The organism is Herbaspirillum hiltneri N3 (assembly GCF_001267925.1).
Lineage (GTDB): Bacteria > Pseudomonadota > Gammaproteobacteria > Burkholderiales > Burkholderiaceae_D > Herbaspirillum > Herbaspirillum hiltneri.
The window spans coordinates 3,615,682-3,635,806 of record NZ_CP011409.1 but is presented as its reverse complement, the minus strand read 5'-3'; the positions used below and the strand labels follow the sequence as shown (position 1 = coordinate 3,635,806).

Annotated in this window: 17 protein-coding genes; 13 read left to right on the top strand and 4 right to left on the bottom strand. The window is 60.6% G+C overall.

Features of this window, described 5'->3' with window-relative positions:
- Window positions 1-118: 118 nt before the first annotated feature.
- Window positions 119-1,795, bottom strand: coding sequence for an electron transfer flavoprotein-ubiquinone oxidoreductase (locus tag F506_RS16580; RefSeq protein ID WP_053199244.1), 1,677 nt, complete (start codon window positions 1,793-1,795; stop codon window positions 119-121).
- 275 nt (window positions 1,796-2,070) lie between these two features.
- On the opposite strand from F506_RS16580, the gene F506_RS16575 reads away from it, so the two are divergent.
- The 12 genes from F506_RS16575 to F506_RS16520 all read left to right on the top strand — a co-directional run bounded on the left by F506_RS16575 (window position 2,071) and on the right by F506_RS16520 (window position 15,372).
- Entirely contained in the window at window positions 2,071-2,481 is a 411-nt protein-coding gene (locus F506_RS16575; RefSeq protein ID WP_053199242.1) for an acyl-CoA thioesterase, read from the top strand.
- Between the two features lie 125 nt (window positions 2,482-2,606).
- A complete protein-coding gene (locus tag F506_RS16570) occupies window positions 2,607-3,758 on the top strand; it encodes an ABC transporter substrate-binding protein (protein WP_053199240.1) in 1,152 nt (383 codons plus the stop codon).
- A 308-nt stretch (window positions 3,759-4,066) separates the two neighbouring features.
- Window positions 4,067-4,957, top strand: a complete 891-nt coding sequence (locus F506_RS16565) for a branched-chain amino acid ABC transporter permease (protein ID WP_053199237.1) — start codon at window positions 4,067-4,069, stop codon at window positions 4,955-4,957.
- Between the two features lie 5 nt (window positions 4,958-4,962).
- On the top strand, window positions 4,963-6,921 hold the full coding sequence (locus tag F506_RS16560) for a branched-chain amino acid ABC transporter ATP-binding protein/permease (protein ID WP_200907678.1): 1,959 nt from the start codon (window positions 4,963-4,965) through the stop codon (window positions 6,919-6,921).
- Between the two features lies 1 nt (window position 6,922).
- On the top strand, window positions 6,923-7,651 hold the full coding sequence (locus F506_RS16555) for an ABC transporter ATP-binding protein (RefSeq protein WP_053199234.1): 729 nt from the start codon (window positions 6,923-6,925) through the stop codon (window positions 7,649-7,651).
- A gap of 351 nt (window positions 7,652-8,002) precedes the next feature.
- Window positions 8,003-8,911 carry a LysR family transcriptional regulator gene (locus tag F506_RS16550; protein ID WP_144424075.1) on the top strand — a complete coding sequence of 303 codons (909 nt, stop codon included), beginning with the start codon at window positions 8,003-8,005 and terminating at the stop codon, window positions 8,909-8,911.
- Window positions 8,912-9,193: 282 nt separating this feature from the next.
- Window positions 9,194-10,153, top strand: coding sequence for an SMP-30/gluconolactonase/LRE family protein (locus F506_RS16545; RefSeq protein ID WP_053199230.1), 960 nt, complete (start codon window positions 9,194-9,196; stop codon window positions 10,151-10,153).
- 95 nt (window positions 10,154-10,248) lie between these two features.
- Window positions 10,249-11,265, top strand: a complete 1,017-nt coding sequence (locus tag F506_RS16540; RefSeq protein WP_053199228.1) for a TRAP transporter substrate-binding protein — start codon at window positions 10,249-10,251, stop codon at window positions 11,263-11,265.
- A 2-nt stretch (window positions 11,266-11,267) separates the two neighbouring features.
- The gene (locus F506_RS16535; protein ID WP_053199225.1) at window positions 11,268-11,888 is read left to right on the top strand and encodes a TRAP transporter small permease; all 621 of its coding nucleotides are present in this window, start codon (window positions 11,268-11,270) and stop codon (window positions 11,886-11,888) included.
- Window positions 11,872-13,158: a TRAP transporter large permease gene (locus F506_RS16530; protein ID WP_053199223.1), complete on the top strand. Its 1,287-nt coding sequence runs from the start codon at window positions 11,872-11,874 to the stop codon at window positions 13,156-13,158. The genes F506_RS16535 and F506_RS16530 overlap by 17 nt, the downstream gene beginning before the upstream one ends.
- 56 nt (window positions 13,159-13,214) lie before the next feature.
- Window positions 13,215-14,180, top strand: a complete 966-nt coding sequence (locus tag F506_RS16525) for a hydroxymethylglutaryl-CoA lyase (protein ID WP_053199220.1) — start codon at window positions 13,215-13,217, stop codon at window positions 14,178-14,180.
- 10 nt (window positions 14,181-14,190) lie between these two features.
- Window positions 14,191-15,372, top strand: a complete 1,182-nt coding sequence (locus tag F506_RS16520; RefSeq protein WP_053199218.1) for a CaiB/BaiF CoA transferase family protein — start codon at window positions 14,191-14,193, stop codon at window positions 15,370-15,372.
- A gap of 119 nt (window positions 15,373-15,491) precedes the next feature.
- On the opposite strand, the gene oxlT is transcribed toward F506_RS16520, so the two are convergent.
- The 3 genes from oxlT to F506_RS16505 all read right to left on the bottom strand — a co-directional run bounded on the left by oxlT (window position 15,492) and on the right by F506_RS16505 (window position 19,158).
- Window positions 15,492-16,763, bottom strand: coding sequence for an oxalate/formate MFS antiporter (oxlT, locus tag F506_RS16515; RefSeq protein ID WP_053199217.1), 1,272 nt, complete (start codon window positions 16,761-16,763; stop codon window positions 15,492-15,494).
- Window positions 16,764-17,030: 267 nt separating this feature from the next.
- The gene (locus tag F506_RS16510; RefSeq protein ID WP_053199215.1) at window positions 17,031-17,798 is read right to left on the bottom strand and encodes a GntR family transcriptional regulator; all 768 of its coding nucleotides are present in this window, start codon (window positions 17,796-17,798) and stop codon (window positions 17,031-17,033) included.
- Between the two features lie 94 nt (window positions 17,799-17,892).
- Complete coding sequence (locus F506_RS16505; RefSeq protein ID WP_053199213.1) at window positions 17,893-19,158, bottom strand: MFS transporter; 1,266 nt, start codon at window positions 19,156-19,158, stop codon at window positions 17,893-17,895.
- 291 nt (window positions 19,159-19,449) lie between these two features.
- Between F506_RS16505 and F506_RS16500 the strand changes: the two genes are divergently transcribed.
- Window positions 19,450-20,037 carry a pyridoxamine 5'-phosphate oxidase family protein gene (locus F506_RS16500; protein WP_053199211.1) on the top strand — a complete coding sequence of 196 codons (588 nt, stop codon included), beginning with the start codon at window positions 19,450-19,452 and terminating at the stop codon, window positions 20,035-20,037.
- The last annotated feature ends 88 nt before the right edge of the window (window positions 20,038-20,125 follow it).

The window sequence follows — 20,125 nt, the reverse complement described above, 5'->3', positions numbered from 1 at the left end:
GTCTTATGGGAGAGACCATACTAAATGAAATCCGCTCGCCTCGCAGCGACGGCCATGCCGAAACAAAAACGGCGCTTCGTTTGATCGAAGCGCCGTTCTTGTTTGAAGCGAAAGCCAATTACATGTTCGAGTAGTTCGGCCCGCCACCGCCCTCCGGCGTGACCCACACGATGTTCTGCGTCGGGTCCTTGATGTCGCAGGTCTTGCAGTGCACGCAGTTCTGCGCGTTGATCTGCAGGCGATCAGTATTGTCGTCATTCTTCACGAACTCATACACGCCGGCCGGGCAGTAGCGTGCTTCCGGACCGGCGTACTTCGCCAGGTTGACGCCGACCGGCACGGAAGCATCTTTCAGCGTCAGATGGATCGGTTGGTCTTCCGCGTGGTTGGTGTTGGAGATGAACACCGACGACAGCCGGTCGAAGGTCAGCTTGCCGTCCGGCTTCGGATACGCGATCGGCGTGAAGTCGGACGCCGGCTTCAGGCATTCGTGGTCGGCGTGCGAATGATGCAGCGTCCACGGCGCCTTGCCGCCGAACAGCACCTGGTCGATGCCGACCAGCAGTGTGCCGGTGTATAAACCCTTGCTCATCGACGGCTTGAAATTGCGCGCCTTGTACAGTTCTTCGTGCAGCCACGACTTCTCGAACGCGGCGCTGTAGGCCGTCAGCTCGTCGAACTGGCGACCGTCGTTCAAGGCCGCGAACACGGCCTCGGCGGCCAGCATGCCGGTCTTGATGGCGGCATGGCTGCCCTTGATGCGCGACGCATTCAGGAAGCCGGCGTCGCAGCCGATCAGTGCGCCGCCCGGGAAGGTCAGCTTCGGCAGCGATTGCAAGCCGCCGGCCGTGATCGCACGCGCGCCGTAGGCAAGACGCTTGCCGCCTTCGAAGAACTTGCGGATTTCCGGATGCGTTTTATAGTGCTGGAATTCTTCGTAGGGAGACAGGTAAGGATTCTCGTAGGCCAGGCCGACGACATAGCCGACCGCGACCTGGTTGTTCTCCAGGTGGTACAGGAAAGAGCCGCCGTAAGTGCCGCTGTCGAGCGGCCAGCCGGCGGTGTGCACCACCAGGCCGGGCTGGTGCATCTTGGGATCGATTTCCCAGATTTCCTTGATGCCGATGGCGTACGTCTGCGGGTCCTTGCCGGCGTCGAGTTTGTAGTTGGCGATCAGTTGCTTGCCCAGATGGCCGCGTGCACCTTCGGCGAAGAAGGTGTATTTGGCGTGCAGTTCCATGCCCAGCTGGAATGCGCCGGTCGGCTCGCCGTGGCGGTCCACGCCCATGTTGCCGGTGGCCACGCCCTTGACGGAGCCGTCGTCGTTGTAGAGCACTTCGGCGGCGGCGAAGCCGGGGAAGATTTCCACGCCCAGCGCCTCAGCCTGCTGGCCCAGCCAGCGGGTGACGTTGGCCAGCGAGATGACGTAGTTGCCATGATTCTGGAAACAGGCCGGCAGCATCCACGATGGTGTCTTGTAGGCCTTGCTGGCGGAGAGGAACAGGAAACGGTCTTCGGTGACTTTGGTATTGAGCGGCGCGCCGCGTTCTTTCCAGTCGGGGAACAGTTCGGTGATCGCCTGCGGGTCCATGACGGCGCCGGACAAAATGTGGGCGCCGACTTCGCTGCCTTTTTCCAGTACGCACACCGAGACTTCCTTGCCGGCTTCAGCGGCGAGCTGCTTGATGCGGATGGCCGACGACAGGCCGGCCGGACCGCCGCCGACGACGACCACGTCGTATTCCATTGCTTCGCGCGGGCCGTATTGCGCCAGCAAATCTTGAGGTTGAGTCATGGAGTGTCCCGTATGGTTTTGGTTGGAATATTTTGCGAACGATCGTGCTATTGTTCAGTATTTTGCGAGAGAATGCTAGTCTGCAACGCAAAATATGTTCGCGATGCCAAGTATTTTATGTGATTTCCCTCTTATAAGTATGGAAATGGACTCCCGCCTATCGATATGAAACGGCAAGGAATGGATCGAGACCTGGTGCAACCTCCACAGGAAAGATGAAATAAATTCAACAATGGATGAATCGCTTTAGCGCCCAATGAAAGGCAAGCCCCCGAATGACCGACAAAATACTGATTCACACCTCGCGCATGGACGTGCGCTGGGGCGACATGGATGCTTTCAACCACGTCAACAACACCGTCTACTTCCGCTACATGGAGCAGACCCGCATCGAGTGGCTGGAAGTCATCGGCGTCGGCATTGAAGCCGACGGGCTGGGGCCGGTGATCGTCAACGCGCATTGCAGCTTCCGGCGTCAGCTCAAGTACCCGGCCGCCATCGAGGTCCGGATGTACGCAAGTCCGCCCGGCCGTTCTAGTGTGGAAACTACCTACGAAATCCGCCGTGTCGACCAGCCGGAAATCATTTATGCTGATGGCGGCGCAAAGATCGTGTGGGTTAATTTCAAACAAGAAAAATCGGTTCCGCTACCTGAAAGCATCCGTCAGACCCTGACAGGTTTGTAAGTTTCGAGAAAGGTAGATGCGACAGAATCAGCCCCGATACCGATGCTGCGGAGAACCCGCGGCAGAGGAGAGTTAGTCCACAACAAGATGGTCTGGCCACATAATTAAACCCAGGAGGAAGACAAATGACTTACAAGACCCAAGCTCTGGTTGCAGCAGCATTGCTGAGCCTTTCCCTTTCCAGCCAAGCTGCCGACCCGATCAAGATCGGGGTGTCCGGTCCGTTCACCGGCGGTTCTGCACCGATGGGCGCATCCATGCGTGACGGCGTCAAGCTGGCCGTAGCCGACATCAACGCCTCCGGCGGTGTGCTGGGTCGCCAGCTGCAACTGGTCGAACGCGATGACGAAGCCAAGAACGAACGCGGTGTGCAAGTTGCGCAAGAACTGATCAACAAGGAAAAAGTCGTCGCCACCGTCGGCTTCATCAACACCGGTGTTGCACTGGCGTCGCAACGTTTCTATCAGGAAGCCAAGATTCCTGTGATCAACAACGTTGCCACCGGCAGCGTGATTACCAAGCAGTTCGACAAGGACAAAGACAACTACGTCTTCCGTACTTCGGCTGCTGACGGCATCCAGGCCAAGATGATCGCGGATGAAGCCGTCGACAAGCAAAAATTCACCAAGGTCGCGATCCTGGCCGACTCCACCAACTACGGGCAGCTCGGTCGTGAAGATCTGGAAAAAGTCCTGGCCTCCAAGAAAGTCACTCCGGTCGCCGTCGAGAAGTACAACATCAAGGACGTCGACATGACTGCGCAATTGCTGAAGTCCAAGCAAGGTGGCGCACAAGTCGTGCTGACTTACGGTATCGGCCCTGAACTGGCGCAGATCGCCAACGGCATGGAAAAGCTGAACTGGCACGTGCCTATCATCGGCAGCTGGCCGCTGTCGATGGGCAACTTCATCGACAACTCCGGCAAGAACGGCAACGGCGCCCGCATGCCGCAAACTTTCATCCAGGACGGCAATACGCCTAAGCGCAAAGCCTTCATCGAAGCCTATCAAAAAGCCTACAAGGTTGACCGTATTCCTTCCGCAGTTTCGGCTGCCCAAGGCTACGACTCGATCTACCTGCTGGCCGCTGCAATCAAGCAAGCCGGCACCACAGATGGCGAGAAGGTCCGCGCAGCGCTGGAAAACCTGAACACCAAGGTTGAAGGCGTCGTGACTACCTATGAAAAACCGTTCAGCCACACCGACCACGAAGCGATCAAGCCAAACATGGTCGTCATGGGCGAAGTGAAAAACGGCCGCGTCATTCTCGGCAAATAAATCTGACGGCAGTGTGATTCGTCGTTAAAGCATAAAGGCCAGTCCTTGCGATCCGGGGACTGGCCTTTTTCGCAGAGTTTGTTGACGATTTTTTAACTTGTATCGGAAGTGAAGGAATGTCGCAGTGGGCGAAGACGCTGACCGGCTGAACGGGCCGCGGCAATCGACGCCTGCAATGTGATGGCGAGAGCAGGGCGCAAGCCCCGCTGATCAGCCGACACGTCATTCAGCCTTCTCCTATATTTGATTGAAAATCCCGGCTGACTCAACCCGCCATTCAATGGCAAGCCGCCTCTTGGGTAGAAATAATGGATATTCTGTTACAGCTGGTTTTCAGCGGCATCGCGCTAGGCATGATCTACGCAGTGATCGCCTTCGGTTATCAACTCACTTTCGCCACCTCCGGCACTCTGAACTTCGGGCAGGGCGAAGCGTTGATGTTGGGCGCTCTGGTCGGCCTGTCCGTGGTCGGCAACATACATGGCGGTCCCTATCTCAACTATTGGCTCATGATCCCCATCGTGCTGGTCTTCGGCGCGCTGCAAGGCATGTTCGTCGAATGGATCGGCGTGCGTCCCGCCATCAAGATCAAGTCCGAATTCGGCTGGATCATGTCCACCATCGCACTGGCGATCATCTTCAAGAACGTCGCGGAAAACATCTGGGGCAAGGATGACTTGCCATTCCCGAGCCCGCTGTCGGGCGCGCCGTTCCAGATTCTCGGCGCCAACGTGCAGCCGATGCAGGTACTGGTCGTGGTCGGCGCGCTGGCCATGATGCTCGCCGTCGAAATCTTCAACCGCAAATCGATCTACGGCAAGGCCGTGGTTGCTACCTCCAACGACCGCGATGCCGCCGGCCTGATGGGCATCAACACCAGCGTGGTGATCACGTTCTCCTACGCCTTGTCGTCGGCCACCGCAGCCTTCGCAGGCGTGCTGGTGGCGCCGCTGACGCTGACCGGCGCGACCATGGGCGCCGCGCTCGGCCTCAAGGCGTTTGCCGTGGCCATCATCGGCGGACTCACTTCGGGCATGGGCGCCATTGTGGGCGGCCTGATCCTCGGCATCGCAGAAACCGTGACCGGCTTTTACATTTCGACCGGCTACAAAGAAGTCCCCGGGCTGCTGTTGCTGTTGCTCGTGCTGGCGGTCAAACCTGCAGGCCTGTTTGGCAAAACTGCGATCAAAAAGGTCTGATGAACATGAACAAGAAAATCCTCTTCATTTCCGTACTCGGCATTGCCGCACTGGCGGCGCTGCCGCTGGTCGTGCGTAATCCTTACTACCTGCATCTGGCCGAAACCATCCTGATCTACGCCATCCTGCTGTTCGGCCTGGACATCGTGGTCGGTTATACCGGCCAGGTATCGCTGGGCCACGCCGGCCTGTTCGGCATCGGCTCGTACACCGCAGGCGTGCTGTACTTCAAGCTCGGCCTGCCGTTCCTGCTGGTCCTGCCGGGCAGTATCGCCGTGACGGCGATATTCGGTGCGGTGCTGGCCTTGCCGGCCTTGCGCGTGACCGGACCATACCTGGCGATGGTCACGCTGGCCTTCGGCACCATCATCCAGATCCTCATCAATGAAATGACCTTTCTCACCGAAGGTCCGATGGGCATCAAGGTCGCCAAGCCGATGCTCGGCGCGGACAAGATGACGGAAGTCCAGTTCTTCTACGTCGTCGCCATCCTCATGGTGCTGTCGCTGATCGTAGTCCATCGCATCCTGCGCTCCAACCTCGGCCGCGCTTTCCAGGCATTGCGCGACAGCCCGATCGCATCAGACTGCATGGGCGTGTCGGTATATCGCTACAAGGTCTACGCCTTTATCATCAGCGCCGCGCTGGCCGGCCTGTCGGGCTGCCTGTACGCGTATTCGGAAGAGTACATCTCACCCAATACCTACAACTTCGAGCTGACTATCCTGTTCCTGCTGGCGGTCATCATGGGCGGTCGCAAATCGCGCATCGGTTCGCTCATCGGCGCGCTGATCGTGGTCATGCTGCCGAGCCTGCTGTCGGACATCGAACTGTTCCGCCAGATCGCCACCGTGGCGGCCGTGATCGTCGTCCTCGGCGCCATCGTCTCGGTCGTCAAGAAGACCAAGACTCCGCGTGAAATCGCCGTGCCGGTGATCGCCACCGTGCTCATGGCAGGCTTCTCCTACAAGCTGGAAAACATCACCGACTGGCGTCTCACCATCTTCGGCCTGATGACGCTGTTCGTGGTCTATTACCTGCAGGACGGCATCGTCGGTTTCTGCCGCGCGCTGTTCGGCCGCATGCTCAGCAAACGCGTTCCGCTGGCCCAGCAAATCGCCGGTGACAAGACCGAAGCCGTCATCACCACCGATGCCGTCAAGGAAGTCGGCGCAACCCTGCTCAAGGTCAACCAGGTGCTGATGCAGTTCGGCGGCCTGAAAGCCCTGAACAAGGTCGACCTCGACGTGCGCAAGGGCACCGTGCATGGTTTGATCGGCCCGAACGGTTCCGGCAAGAGCACCATGATGAACGTGCTCACAGGCATCTACCGTCCGACCGATGGCGCGGTTGAATACGACGGCCGCACCATCACCGGCCAGCCGCCGTCGCTGATCGCCCTGGGCGGTGTCGCGCGCACCTTCCAGAACGTCCAGCTGTTCGGCGAAATGTCCGCAACGGAAAACGTCCTGGTCGGCCTGCACCACACCTTCCGCAGCAACGTCGCCGACGTCATGGTGCACAGCCCGCGCTACCAGCGCGAAGAGCGCGCCGCACGCGAACGCGCCGCTGCGATCCTCGAGTTCGTCGGCCTCGCCGATCTCGCCAACGAAGAAGCGCGCAACCTGCCGTACGGCAAGCAGCGCCTGCTCGAAATCGGCCGCGCACTGGGCCTGAATCCGAGCCTGCTGCTGCTCGATGAACCGGCCGCCGGCCTCACCGCGCCCGACATCAAGGAACTGGTCGCCATCATCCGCAAGATCCGCGACGTCGGCATCACCATCATCCTCATCGAGCATCACATGGACGTCGTCATGTCGATCTGCGACACCGTCACCGTGCTCGACTTCGGCCAGAAGATCGCCGAAGGCAAGCCGGCCGAAGTGCAAGCTGACCCCAAGGTGATCGAAGCCTATCTCGGCGGCAGCGCCGGCGATTCCACCCCAACCACCGCGGGAGCTTGAGATGTTGACGATTTCGAATTTGCAGGCCGCTTACGGCAAGGTTGAAGTGCTGCACGGGATTTCGATGGAAGTGCCGAAAGGCAAAGTGGTCACCCTGATCGGCTCCAACGGCGCCGGCAAGACCACCACGATGCGCGCCATCTCCGGCATGATCAAGCCCAAGGGCGGCACCGTCACCCTGGGCGGCAAGGACGTCACCGGCCAGGACTCGCACAAGATCGCACGCGCCGGCCTGGCGCACTCGCCCGAAGGCCGCCGCGTCTTCGCCACCATGAGCGTCACCGACAACCTGCTGCTGGGCGCTTTCCCGCGCTTCACGCGCGCACGTCCCAAGGGCGACATCGCCCACGACCTGGAACGCGCGCTGGAACTGTTCCCACGGCTCAAGGAGCGTCAGACCCAACTGGCCGGCACCTTGTCCGGCGGTGAACAGCAAATGCTCGCCATGGCGCGCGCCGTGATGCTCAATCCGGAAGTGATCCTGCTCGACGAACCATCGATGGGCCTCGCTCCCATCCTGGTCGAAGAGGTGTTTCGCATCATCTTGCGTTTGAAGGAACAGGGGATTACGATGCTGCTGGTGGAACAATTCGCCGCCGCAGCATTGAACGTCGCCGACTACGGCTACGTACTGGAAAACGGCAAGATTTCCGTACACGGCCCGGCCGACAAACTACAGAACGACCCGGCGGTGCAGGCAGCATATCTCGGCGGCGGCGCACATCATTAATTATTAAAACGCCAAGCCGGCAACCGGATACCCGGACGTCCAGCATGCTGGACGCAGGGTATATTAAGGAGGAGACATACCTCTGAGACCTGACTAGGGTGCGCCGCGGCGCACCTTTTCTTTTATGAGGACGGAAAGAGTTCATATCGACAGACGGACATGCCGATGCAGCCTTTTCACCGCAGCGATTTGTTCTCGTCCCCATGCGCCTGTTTGCAAACAAGCGTATTCTAAGTGCCTGACGCCGACGTCCGCCGCCTGAATGCAGGGGATGTTCCGGATGTCTCCGATCCGACAGACTGAAGAAACGAGATCTTGCGAAATATCGATCCATTTTCCGTTCGATTGTTTTTGGCAATTCTGGAAGAAGGCAGCATTGCCAAGGCCGCCGCGCGCGAGTGCATTGTCGCCTCCGCCGTCAGCAAACGCATCGGCGAGCTGGAAGCGCTATTCCGCGTTCCCCTGCTTGAGCGCAGCGTCAAAGGCGTGACACCGACGCCCGCCGGAGAGGCGCTGCAGCATCACGCGCGCATGCTGCTGCAGACCATGGAACGCATGTACGGCGAAATGTCGGAATACGTCGAAGGCGTGCGCGGTCGCGTCAAAGTGCAGGCCAGCGTGTCGTCGCTGTCGTCGCGCCTACCGGGGGATATCCAGGATTTTGTCGGCGTCCATCACGGTATCAAGATCGAACTGGAGGAATCGTCCACGCCGGTCATTTTTCGCGCCGTGGTGGAAGGCAACGCCGATGTCGGTATCGCACCGGAGATTTCCAGCCTGGAAGGTTTGCAGACCTTTCCCTATCGCACGCTGACTCTTGCCGTCGTGATGCCGATCGGCCATCCTCTCGCGGCGCACAAGCAGATCGCCTATGTCGATACGCTGGAATATGAGCAGGTCGAGTTGTCCCGCGCCAGCGCCATGGCCTCGCTACTCGATCATGCTGCGCTCAATTTCAACCAGCCCAAGCACACGCATATCCGGGTGATTTCGTACGAAACCATCTGCCGCATGGTGGCGTGCGGCATGGGCATAGGCGTGGTGCCACTGTTCTTCGCCCATTCTCACGGCCAGACCTTCGGCCTCAAATTCATCCCGCTCAGCGACGCCTGGGCTCGCCCCATGATCTGTATCGCCGTGCGCGAAGGTGCACAACTGACGCCCGCCGCCAAGGCATTTGTCGAGCACATGAAACAGCGCGGCGTCGAAGAGCGCTTCCAGCACAGCCTGTTCGACGTCATGAACCTTCATCGCGTGTAAGCAGGCAAGTAACTCCCGGTCGTCCACTGGCGGCTTTCCCCAGGTCGTCTCTCTCCCTCGCCATCCGGTTCGCAACTCGTCGTTTCCGTTTCCCAGCCATCTCGTTTCGAGAGGGGGGGATTTCTGAATGATTGCTTGTTGCTCCGAAGGGCAAGCCACAAAATCCCTCCATGCCCGCTGTCCCGACAGCCGGCTGTGAAATCCAAAAAGAGCGGCGGGTGGCGAAATGCTGCACTGCCAATCACACATTATTTCGAGACAATTTCACTGTGAGGAGTCCCCATGCTGACCTTGACGCCAGACGACGTCGAATTCATCGGAAACGATATCGAACGCGGAGAATGCATACTTGCCACCAGATCCGGCGATCTGTTTTTGCCGGACCGCCGCGGCGGCATCAACATCATCCATCCCGACGGCGCCACCGACCGCACGATGGCGCGCGGTGCGCCGGAAGGATTCTTGCCCAATGGCATCGCCTTGCTTCCGAACAGGGACTTCCTGATGGCCGACCTCGGTCCGGGCGGCGGCGTCTGGCACATGTCGCGCACCGGTGAAATGTCGCCGCTGTTGCTGGAGTTGAACGGTCGCAAACTGGAGCCGACCAACTTCGTCGGTATTGATCGTCTGGGGCGGACCTGGGTCACCGTCAGCACTCGGCTGGTGCCGCGCGAGCAATCGATGAAGAAGGGACATGCCGACGGCTACATCGTTGTGATCGACGACCGTGGCGCACGGGTGGTCGCCGAAGGCATCGGCTTTACCAACGAGGCAATCGTCGACCCGAGCGGCAAGTGGCTGTATGTCAACGAAACCATTGCGCGCTGCACCAGCCGTTTTCCGATCCGTGACGATGGCAGCCTCGGACGCAAGGAAGTCTTCGCCCAGTACGGCGCCGGCACCTTCCCGGATGGATTCACTTTTGATGAAGAGGGCGGCATCTGGATTGTCAGCGTGGTCAGCAATCGGGTCATTCGCGCCACGCCCGACGGCAAGCAGCATACGGTGCTTGAAGACGTTGACCGGGTCTGGCTGGATGAGGTGGAGCAGGCTTTTCAGAACGGCACCTACACGCGCAAACATCTGGATTCCGGTGGCCAGCGCAAGATGGGCAATCTGTCCGGCATCTGCTTTGGCGGCCCTGATCTGAAAACCGTTTATCTGGCTTCGCTGTTCGGCTCGCGCGTGGCCAGTTTCCGCTCGCCGGTCGCCGGCGCGGCGCCGGTGCACTGGGAGTTCTGAACACCACTTGCGCCAGCGGCCGGTACAGGCAGCGACGCAAGGTTTTCCCCACCCGCATTCCATAAGCGGGACTACAGACCAGCAAGGAGACGAAAATGCGAAACAAATTGTTCGTAGGCTTATTTGCAGCCCTCATCGGGGTAGCGGCGCTGTCCGGCCTGAGCGGCCGGGCCGAGGCGCAAACTCAGCCGAGGACCATCAAGATGGCGACCATTGCCATCACCAACAGCCCCTGGCATAAAGCGTTGCAGCACTTCAAGGAACTCGTCGACAAGGAAAGCAAAGGGCGCTATTCAGTCAGCCTCTATACCGACGGCCAGCTCGGCGACATTCCTCAATTGCTGTCGGCCATGCAGGTCGGGACCGTGGACATGGGTTACTTCGGCTTGTCGTCGATCAGCTTCGTGCGCGGCGGCGAACCGCTCAACATCATTTACGTTCCTTACCTGTTCAAGAACGGCGAGTGGGCGGAAAAGATACTGAACAACGCCGAATTCAACGGCATCTACGAAAAGGTCGCGGGCTCTTCGGGCGTGCGCGTGTTCGGCGCGTGGGGTCAGCGCTCTGCGCGGGCCCTCCAGACCACCAAGGGACCGATCCGCAAGCCGGAAGACCTGCGCGGCATGCGGTTGCGGATTCCCACCATTCCTATCCTGAAAGCGTCGTTCGAGCGCATCGGCGTGCAGGTGACGCCGATGGGCATGATGGAGATCTACAGTGCGCTATCGCGCGGCATGATCGACGGCCAGGACAACGGTTTCGACCTGTCCATTCCAGCCAAGTATCACGAGACCGCGAAGTTCTGGTCGGCCACCGATCACGTCTATGAGATCGTCGGCTTCTTCGTTTCAGAGCGGCTGTGGAAGACGCTCTCCGAAGCCGACAAGGCCATGTTCAAAAAAGCCGCGCAGGAAGCCGGCGCGGTGACCACCGATCTGACCAAGAAGTTTGAAAAGGAAAGCATCGACACCCTCAAGGCTGCCGGCGTCACTTACGTGGTACCCGACAAGGCCGCGTTCCGTGCGGCATTCGCCGGCGTGGAAAAGAGCCAGGACGGCAAGCTGTGGCCGGCCGGTCTGGTCGATCGTGTCCACAAAGAACAGGGCGACTGATCATGAACATTACCGATCCACTGGAGGCGGTCATGATCAAGCAGCCGATCAGGATGCGCGATGGAGATGAGCGGGAGGAAGCGACGCGCCGCGATCGCAATGACAGGCTAACCGCGCCACTGCCGGTCAGAGTGCTGGACATGGCTACGCGCGTGGTCCTGGTGACGGCGCTGGCGGCGGTGCTGATATTCACCGTGGGCCAGGTGATCGATCGCTACGTCGTCAAGTCGACCTTCGATGCCTATGACCAGTATGCCCGTGTCGGCCTGATGTGGCTGACTTTCATCGGCATCGCCGCAGGCGTGCGCGATCGCGTCAACATTCGCATCGAACTGTTGAGCCATTTTGCTCCGCCGCGTTTCTGCAATGCGATAGCGATTGTTCTCGACCTCGCGATGCTGGCGGTGTCGGTCATCATCCTGATAGTCGGCTTGCCTTTGCTGGAAGTGGGCGGCTTTCAGGTCATCATGGGCACGTCGATGACTTACGAGATGATGTATACCGCCTTGCTCAGCGGTATGGGCCTGATGATCGTGTTTCTGCTGCTGCGCCTGGCCGACCGTTGCACCGGCGGCCGCTTCCGTTTTGCTCCCAAGGAGGACGACGATGATCATCATCATTAGCGTATTGATGTTCTTCCTGCTGCTGATGATCGGACTCGACGTCGGCTATTCGATGATCGTCGCGGCGCTGGCAGGGATGTTTTTCCATGCCGGCAGTCCAGTCGATCCGGTGATGGCGCCGATGACGCTGATGTCGAACGTCGACAGCGCAGCACTGGTAGCGGTGCCGCTGTTCGTACTGGCCGGCGAGATCATGAACCAGGGTGGTCTTACGCGCCGGCTGGTGGAATGGGCCACCGCCATGGTCGGCCATTTCCGTGGCAGCCTGTCGCAAGTGGCGATGACCACCAATCTGGTCATGGCCGGCATCTCCGGTTCCGCCGTGGCCGACGCTACCGCGACCGGAGCGATGCTGATCCCGGCCATGAAAAAGGAAGGCTACAAACCGGGCTACGCCGCCGCAGTCATCGCCGCCGGCGCTTTACTGGGGCCGATCCTGCCGCCATCGATCCCGATGGTGGTCTACGCCGTCATCGCGAACATTTCCGTCGCCAAGCTGTTCCTCGGCGGCATCGTGCCGGCCATGATGTTATTCGGCGGTTTTGTGACCATCTGTTCTTACACCGCCAAGCGCCATCACTACCTGGCCAAGCCCCGCGTGCAATGGCGTGAACAGGCGCGCAGTACGCGCATCGCCATCTGGGCGCTGATGGTGCCGCTGTTGGTGATTGTAGGCATTCGTTCCGGCTGGATTACTGAAACCGAAGCCGGTGGCGCGATCTGCATCTACGCCATCGTGGTGGGCGTGCTGATCTACCGCGACCTGCGTTTCCGCGATCTGGCCAAGGTGTTTTTCTCGGCCGGCAAGACGTCGGCGGTGATCATGTTCCTGCTGGCAGCGGCGGGGCCATTTTCCTGGCTGATGAGCGAGGCGCACATCGCGACCGCGATCGCCCACGCCGTGCTGGGTATTTCCAAGGATCCGCTGGTGGTCCTGCTGGTGGTCAATGTCATGTTGCTGCTGGTGGGCATGGTGTTTGAACCGCTGCCTGCGCTGGTGATGTTCGTGCCTACGCTGTTGCCGATCCAGGCTGCGCTGGGCATCGACCCGATCCATTTCGCCACGGTAGTGATCGTCAATCTGATGATCGGCATGCTGCATCCGCCGGTGGGGTTGCTGATTCTGATCACCTCGGCCATCGGCAAGGTGCGCATCTGGTCGGTGGCGGTCGAGACTTTGCCGTTTCTCGGATGGTCGTTGGCCGTGCTGTTCCTGATCTCCGTGTTTCCGCATCTGGTGACGTGGTTGCCGGCGCTGTTGGTCAAATGAGCGGCACACCCTGATTGCAATCGTTTTTTGAATGAATCTTGAGTAAAGGAAAGACCATGAAAAACCCTTCCGCAACGTCCTCCGGCAAACCGGACAATTGGGTCGACATCATCGAAGTCGGTACGCGTGACGGTTTGCAGATCGAGGCGAAGATCATCCCTGCGGCCAAGAAGATCGAGATCATCAACGCCATGATCGATAGCGGCTTGCGCCAGTTCGAAGTGACTTCGTTCGTCTCGCCGAAGGCCGTGCCGCAACTGGCGGATGCGGTTGAAGTGATGGCGGGTGTCAAGCGCCGCGCCGACACTTGCCTGATGGCGCTGGTGCCCAACGTCAAGGGCGCAGAGCGTGCCGCTGCGACCGGCCTCGATGCCGCAGTGCTGTTCTGCTCGGCCTCCGAAACGCACAACTTCAAGAATCTGAACCGCCGCATCCAGGACAGCATCGACGGCTTCGCTCCCATCATGGAAACCTTGCAGCAGGCCGGCATCGGTGCGGTCGGCGCGGTGGCGACGGCGTTCGGATGTCCGTTCGAAGGGGAAATCGAAACCGTCAACATGTTGCGCATCGTACGCGCCTACGTCGCGCTCGGCATTGATCATTTGACGCTGGGCGATACCACCGGCATGGCCACGCCCAACAACGTGCGGTCCACCGTGCGCATGCTGCAGGACCAATTCCCTCAGCTCAAGATCAGCCTGCATTTGCACAATACGCGCGGCGTCGGCCTCGCCAATGTCGTGGTCGGGCTGGAAGAGGGGATACGCCGTTTCGATTCCTCGGTCGGCGGCCTCGGTGGCTGTCCCTTTGCGGCCGGTGCGACCGGCAACATCTGCACCGAAGACCTGGTCTACCTGCTCGCCGAAAGCGGCTATGAGACCGGCGTTGACCTGCGCAAATCCATTGACGTCGCACTCATGATGGAACAGGCGCTGGAAAAGCCGTTGCCGGGCCAGGTGATGCGGGCGGGCGAGCGGCTCAAGCTGCATCCGAGCAGCGCCGTACCGACAGCGGCAGGCTAGGAGATCAACGATGCAACAACCTCTTTCCGGCATCCGGGTGGTCGATCTCACGCGTATTCTTTCCGGCCCGTTCTGCACGATGCTGTTGGGCGACATGGGCGCGGATGTCATCAAGATCGAAGGCCCGGCAGAAGGCGATCCGATCCGCAAAGCCGGTGCCGGCGTCAATGGGTTCAGCTGGTATTTCGCCTCGTTCAATCGTAACAAGCGTTCAATGGCACTGGACTTGCGCTCCGACGCAGGCAAGGAAGTGCTGCTGAAGTTGCTGCAAAGCGCCGACGTGCTGGTGGAGAACTTTCGTCCCGGCGTACTGGCGGAAATGGGTTTCGGCGAGGAGCGCCTGAAACAGATCAATCCCCGGCTGGTGGTCGCCAGCATCACCGGCTATGGCTCCAGCGGACCCTATGCGGAGCGGCCGGCATTCGATTTCGTGATCCAGGCAATGAGTGGTTTCATGAGCACCAACGGGGCCGAAGATCAGCCGCCGTTGCGCTGCGGCCCGCCGATCACCGATCTGGTCGCCGGCTTGTACGCCGCCTATGGCGTAGTCAACGCACTGCGTGCGCGTGACCAGAGCGGGAGGGGACAGCATGTGGATTCAGCCATGATGAACGGCATGCTCAGCATGTTCGCGTACCTGACGTCCGACTATCTCGCCACCGGGGAACTGCCGGTGCGCACCGGCAACGATCATCCCATCACTTCGCCATATGGTTTGTTCAATACCAGTGACGGCGAAATCGCCGTCGCGCCGAGCACGGACGACATCTTGCGGCGCCTGTTGGGCTTGTTGGATCTCGGGCATCTGATGTCGGACGCGCGTTTCAATACGAACAAGCTAAGAATGTTGAATCGGCGGGAATTGAATCTCTTGCTCGATGAGCGATTCAGCACCGACACCCAGGCCAGCTGGATTCAGCGCCTGAACGAGGGCGGTGTTCCCTGCGGCAAAGTGCAGAACGTCGGCGAGGCATTGAGCGATCCGCAGATACTGCATCAGCAAATGGTGCTGGAGGTGGAGCATCCGGGACGTGGCGCCGTGAGGATGGTCGGCTTTCCGGTCAAATTGTCGGCATCGCCTTGCCTCGTCAGATATCCTGCGCCTGAACACGGCGTGCATACGCAGGAGATACTGGCTGAGCTGGGATTGACATCAGCCAGGGATGCTGACGTACCTGAAAATATGGAATGAAGAGTCGCATGCGCGGCCGTCGAGTTCCGGCAACTCCTTGCATCCGGTCCGGCCGATCAAGTATCGGAATCCTCCGGACACGGATGCAAAGGAGCATCTTCTCTGGTCGGGAAACAGGCTTATCTCGCTTGCGCCAGATAACGTTTGCGCCAAGGCTTCAACACCACTAACGCCAACACCGCAGCCAGAATATCCAACGTAATAGCCGTCCCGAACACCGGATGCCAGCTGCCGGTCTTCTCATGCATCAGTGCCGCCAGCGGCCCGCCCAGAATCGATCCAATCCCTTGCGAGATATACAGCCAGCCGTAGTTGGCCGTCGCGTTGCGCGTGCCGAAGGTATCAGTCAGCGTCGACGGGAACAGTGAAAAGATCTCGCCCCAGCCGAAGAACACCACGCCCGACAACAGCACGAACAAGACCCCGTTATCGCGCGTCATCAGCCACAGCGCCATGGCGACGCCTTCCAGTGCGAAGGCGAAGAACATGGTGTTTTCACGGCCGAAGTGATCCGATACCCAGCCGAAGAACGGGCGCGTCAAGCCATTGGTCAGGCGGTCGATGGTCAGCGCCAGCGGCAGGGCGGCGAGGCCGAACACCATCACGCTGGCGACGCCGAAGTCGCGTGCGAAGCTGGCCATTTGCGAGGTCATCATCAGGCCCGAGGTGGACATCATGGTCATCATGCAGAACATCAGCCAGAACAGCGGCGTGCGCAGCATCTGGCGTGGCGTGAGATCGTTGCCGGTGGACTGCGCGACGCGGGTTGCCGGCAGTGCGGTCATCGGGTCGGGCGAACGCAATGCTTGCGAAGCGATCACGCCGATCACGGCGAAGATCAGGCCGAACTGCCACAGCGTGCTTTCCAGTCCCTGGCCGGCCAGCGCCGACGAAATCGGGAAGGTGGTCAGGATTGCGCCCATGCCGTAACCGGCGGCCACCATGCCGACCGCGAAGCCGCGGCGATCGGGGAACCAGCGCACCATCTGGCCGACCACGCCGACATACACGATGCCGGTGCCGAGTCCTCCGACCAGCCCGTAGCTCAGGTACAGCATGCCGATGCTCGAGGCTTGCGAGGCGAGCACCCAGCTCAGGCCTGACATCAGCGTGCCGATCGAGATCAGCCGGCGCGCGCCGAAGCGTTCGATCAGACCGCCCTGGAACGGCGAGAAGAAAGTCTGCAGGACGATCAGCATCGAGAACGTGATCTGCAGCTCCGACAGGGGCACGCCAAGCTTGGCCGAGAGCGGCTTGGTGAAGAGCGTCCAGACGTACTGCGGGCTGGAAATCGCCATCATGCAAATCAGGCTGATCAACAGCTGGAACCAGCGATTCTGCAGCAATCCTGTCGCGCCGAGAGGCGCTGAGGTATTGGTCAGGGTGCTCATGTTTTTCTCCTGGAATAAGTGGGAACGGCGGGGATGGCCGGAAAATGGCGCTTTGCAGGCCGTTGTCAATTTATGTATGCATAAATTTCAAAGGCAAAACGAATGCAGGAAACGTGCCATTGGGCATGCATTGCTCCAGAGCGATGAAAGAGCGCTGCGCATGCCGGAGAAATACGGCGGTGGCAGGATAAAAGCGGGAGATGATCGGTCGGAAGTGCCGGCTGGGCGTGACTTTCAGCGCCCAGTAAGCCGCACTAAATGCGTGCTTCAGCCGAAGCGTTTGCGCCGTGCGGGTGCCGGCGAGGGGTGTTGGGCCATCTCGGTGCGGACTTGTTCCAGCCGGTCGATGGTGATTTGCTGGACGACTGCGTGGCTGTCCTGGATATGCCGTTCGGCCAGCGCGCCGGCGCGTACGGCGTCGCCGGCGGCGATGGCGTCGAGGATGGCGATGTGTTCGTCGTAGGTGTCGCCGATGCAGTCGCCGTAGGCGAAGTCGAGGCGGCGCATGATGCGGATGTGGTCGGTGACCTGGCGATAGACGGCGTCGGTTTCCGGATTGCCGGCGGCGGTCACCAGCGCCAGATGGAAGCGTTCGTCGAGCGCAGCCACCGCGAGGCCGTCGCTCAGGCGTTCGGCCGGTGTTACGCGCCAGACGGCGTCGGCTTGTTCCAGCAAGGCGGCGCGCGCGGGGCCGGCGGCGGCCGTGCAGATGCGCCGCACCGCATGCAGTTCGATCATCTCGCGCAAGTCGTAGAGCGCGGCAAAGCGAGAGAAATCGATCGGCACCACCTCCCAGCCGTTGCGGAAGTAGCCGCGCACCAGGCCTTCGCTTTGCAGCCGCATCAGCGCTTCGCGCACCGGCGTGCGCGAGACTTGCAGCCGCTCGGCGACGTCGTTCTCGGCGAAACGGTCGCCGGGCAAGAGGCGGAACGCGAAGATGTCGTCGCGCAGCTTGTCATGGACGGCCTCGGCCAGCCGCAGGGCGGGGCGCCGGAGCGGCGCGTCGGCAGATGGCGGTGCGGCTTTCGATGTCATGCGTCGGTGTGTGCGGAGTGGAACGTGGCGTCAATGGTAGCGCATGCGATTTGCGTGTGCCGCTTTATCTGCGCCGCCATGTTCGCCATTCACGCTATGCCGCCGTCGCTGCCGTTGCCGCCGCCCGGCTCATGATGTTGCGGTTGAGCCGCCATACCAGCATCAGTGCTACCAGCGAAGTGCCGACGATGATGTAGCCCACGGTATCGAAATGCTGCAGCTTGCCGTCCACGCCGAACGACACGATGTGCCCGGCGATGAGCGAGGCGATGCCGCCCGACAGTTGCTGGATGGACGCGCTGATGGCGTTGAAGGAGCCGCGCTGGGTCGGTGCCGGCACCGACGACACCAGCGCCTGGAACGGGATCATGCGCGAGAAAATCCCGAGGAACAGCACCACGTTCACCACGATGATCACCGGCATGGTGATGCGGCCGAGGTGGGTGTAGACCAGCACCATGATCATCGACAGGCAGGTGCCGAACAGGAATACGCGAAACTTGCCGACGCGGTCGGCGGCGCGGCCGATCAGCGGGCCGAACACGATGGTGCACAGGCCGGTGATCAGGTACACGGTGGGCAGATGCGCGATGTCGATACCGAGGTTGGCCACCAGGTAGGCGCTGCTGAACGGCATCAGCATGAAGCCGCCGGTCATCAGCAAGGCCGTCGTGGCAAAGGCGATCAGGTAGCGCGGCTCGGTCACGGTGTGGAACAGATGCATCCACGCGGTGTGTTCCTGCTTGAGCTTGAGATGCTCGGCCACCGGCTGCAATTTCCAGAACACGATGAGGCCGCCGACCAGGCCCATGCCGGCCATGGCGATGAAGGGGATGTGCCAGTTCCAGCGGCTCGACAGATACAGGCCGATCGGAATGCCGAGCACCTGGCTCGCCGCGAACGCGGTCTGGATCATGCCCATCACGCGGCCGCGCATTTGCAGCGGGAACAGGTCGGTCGAGATCGCCAGCACGATGGAACCGATCACGCCGCCGAACAGGCCGGTGACGATGCGCGCGATCAGCAGGCTTTCAAAGGTCTGCGCCAGGCCGCACCACAGCGTGCCGATGATGAAGCCGGTATAGAAAAACAGCAGCAGTTTCTTGCGGTCGAAGCGGTCGGCGAAGCCGGCAGTGAGCAGTCCGGAGGCGCCGGCGCTGAAGGCATAGGCGGACACCACGAGGCCGAATTGCTGCGGCGTGATCTGCATGTCCGGCATGATCAGCGCGCCCAGCGGCGACATCAGCATGAAGTCGAGGATCACGGCGAATTGCAGGAAGGCCAGCACGCCGACGACGAATTTTTGGTAAGGGGAAAACTGTAAAGGAGCAGCAGGAGTTGCAGGGGTTGCAGGAGTCATGTTCTTTTCTTTCTTGATGGGGCGGGCGTGTATGCGCCGCCATATTGCATGTGCCGGTCGACCGGCGCGTGAGCGGGGTTCAATCGGCAAATCGACGGCAGCCACGGTGGGAGCGTGGGGCCGGAACCCGGGTCGGGTAGCGATGGGCAGGATGAAGACGGATCATGAGGGAAAATATTGTAGCCGAGACGAGAAATATTTCGCAGCGCCATGAGACGCCACGTATGCATGCCGCAACAAGCATGACACGATTACAATGCGTAGCTCCCTGATGGAAGGCAAGAACCGCACATGACTGCACTGAACGACATCCACGCCGCGATTTGGAAAGCGCTCGCCACCGGCGCCGGTCCGCAACGTTCGCCGTTGACAATGTGGCAAGCCGCGACCAATGGCATCGGCGAGGCCGCCGGCATGCCGCAGGTGCGTACCGTGGTGCTGCGCGATGCGGACCAGACGGGCGGCGCAATCTCTTTCCACACCGACGTGCGCTCGGCCAAGGTCGCTCAGTTGCGCGCCGATCCGCGCATTGCCCTGACCGGACTCGACCTCGGCAACTTGCTGCAGATCCGGCTCGAAGGCCGTGCGCAGATCTGTGCCGATGAGGCCGAACGGCGCGCCGTCTGGAACGCCGCGCGGCAGCATACACTGATTCTGTACCGCACGCCGTTTGCGCCGGGGACGCCGCTCGGCACGCCCGAAGCGGGCCATGTCGACGCACGGGGCGATGATGATGGTGATGGCGACGGCTATGCGAATTTTTGCGTGGTCCGTGTCGTGCTGGACCGGCTCGAGTACCTCGACATCTCGCCCGATGGCCACCGGCGCGCGGTATTTCGCCGCGACGACGGCTGGCATGGCGCCTGGATTGCTCCTTGATGGTCTCATCATTTCTTTTCGGTAACGCCGATTTTTGAGGAATCGCGCATCTCGGGTTGACTAAGCGGAGCTGGCAATATACTGTATA

Excerpts from the sequence above, each read along its gene's own strand:
- F506_RS16505 (WP_053199213.1), bottom strand. The coding sequence starts at position 19,158 with ATGACTCCTGCAACCCCTGCAACTCCTGCTGCTCCTTTACAGTTTTCC.
- F506_RS16530 (WP_053199223.1), top strand. The coding sequence starts at position 11,872 with ATGATCATCATCATTAGCGTATTGATGTTCTTCCTGCTGCTGATGATC.
- F506_RS16575 (WP_053199242.1), top strand. The coding sequence starts at position 2,071 with ATGACCGACAAAATACTGATTCACACCTCGCGCATGGACGTGCGCTGG.
- F506_RS16565 (WP_053199237.1), top strand. The coding sequence starts at position 4,067 with ATGGATATTCTGTTACAGCTGGTTTTCAGCGGCATCGCGCTAGGCATG.
- F506_RS16500 (WP_053199211.1), top strand. The coding sequence starts at position 19,450 with ATGACTGCACTGAACGACATCCACGCCGCGATTTGGAAAGCGCTCGCC.
- F506_RS16555 (WP_053199234.1), top strand. The coding sequence starts at position 6,923 with ATGTTGACGATTTCGAATTTGCAGGCCGCTTACGGCAAGGTTGAAGTG.
- F506_RS16560 (WP_200907678.1), top strand. The coding sequence starts at position 4,963 with ATGAACAAGAAAATCCTCTTCATTTCCGTACTCGGCATTGCCGCACTG.
- oxlT (WP_053199217.1), bottom strand. The coding sequence starts at position 16,763 with ATGAGCACCCTGACCAATACCTCAGCGCCTCTCGGCGCGACAGGATTG.
- F506_RS16520 (WP_053199218.1), top strand. The coding sequence starts at position 14,191 with ATGCAACAACCTCTTTCCGGCATCCGGGTGGTCGATCTCACGCGTATT.
- F506_RS16570 (WP_053199240.1), top strand. The coding sequence starts at position 2,607 with ATGACTTACAAGACCCAAGCTCTGGTTGCAGCAGCATTGCTGAGCCTT.
- F506_RS16580 (WP_053199244.1), bottom strand. The coding sequence starts at position 1,795 with ATGACTCAACCTCAAGATTTGCTGGCGCAATACGGCCCGCGCGAAGCA.
- F506_RS16535 (WP_053199225.1), top strand. The coding sequence starts at position 11,268 with ATGAACATTACCGATCCACTGGAGGCGGTCATGATCAAGCAGCCGATC.
- F506_RS16540 (WP_053199228.1), top strand. The coding sequence starts at position 10,249 with ATGCGAAACAAATTGTTCGTAGGCTTATTTGCAGCCCTCATCGGGGTA.
- F506_RS16510 (WP_053199215.1), bottom strand. The coding sequence starts at position 17,798 with ATGACATCGAAAGCCGCACCGCCATCTGCCGACGCGCCGCTCCGGCGC.
- F506_RS16545 (WP_053199230.1), top strand. The coding sequence starts at position 9,194 with ATGCTGACCTTGACGCCAGACGACGTCGAATTCATCGGAAACGATATC.
- F506_RS16525 (WP_053199220.1), top strand. The coding sequence starts at position 13,215 with ATGAAAAACCCTTCCGCAACGTCCTCCGGCAAACCGGACAATTGGGTC.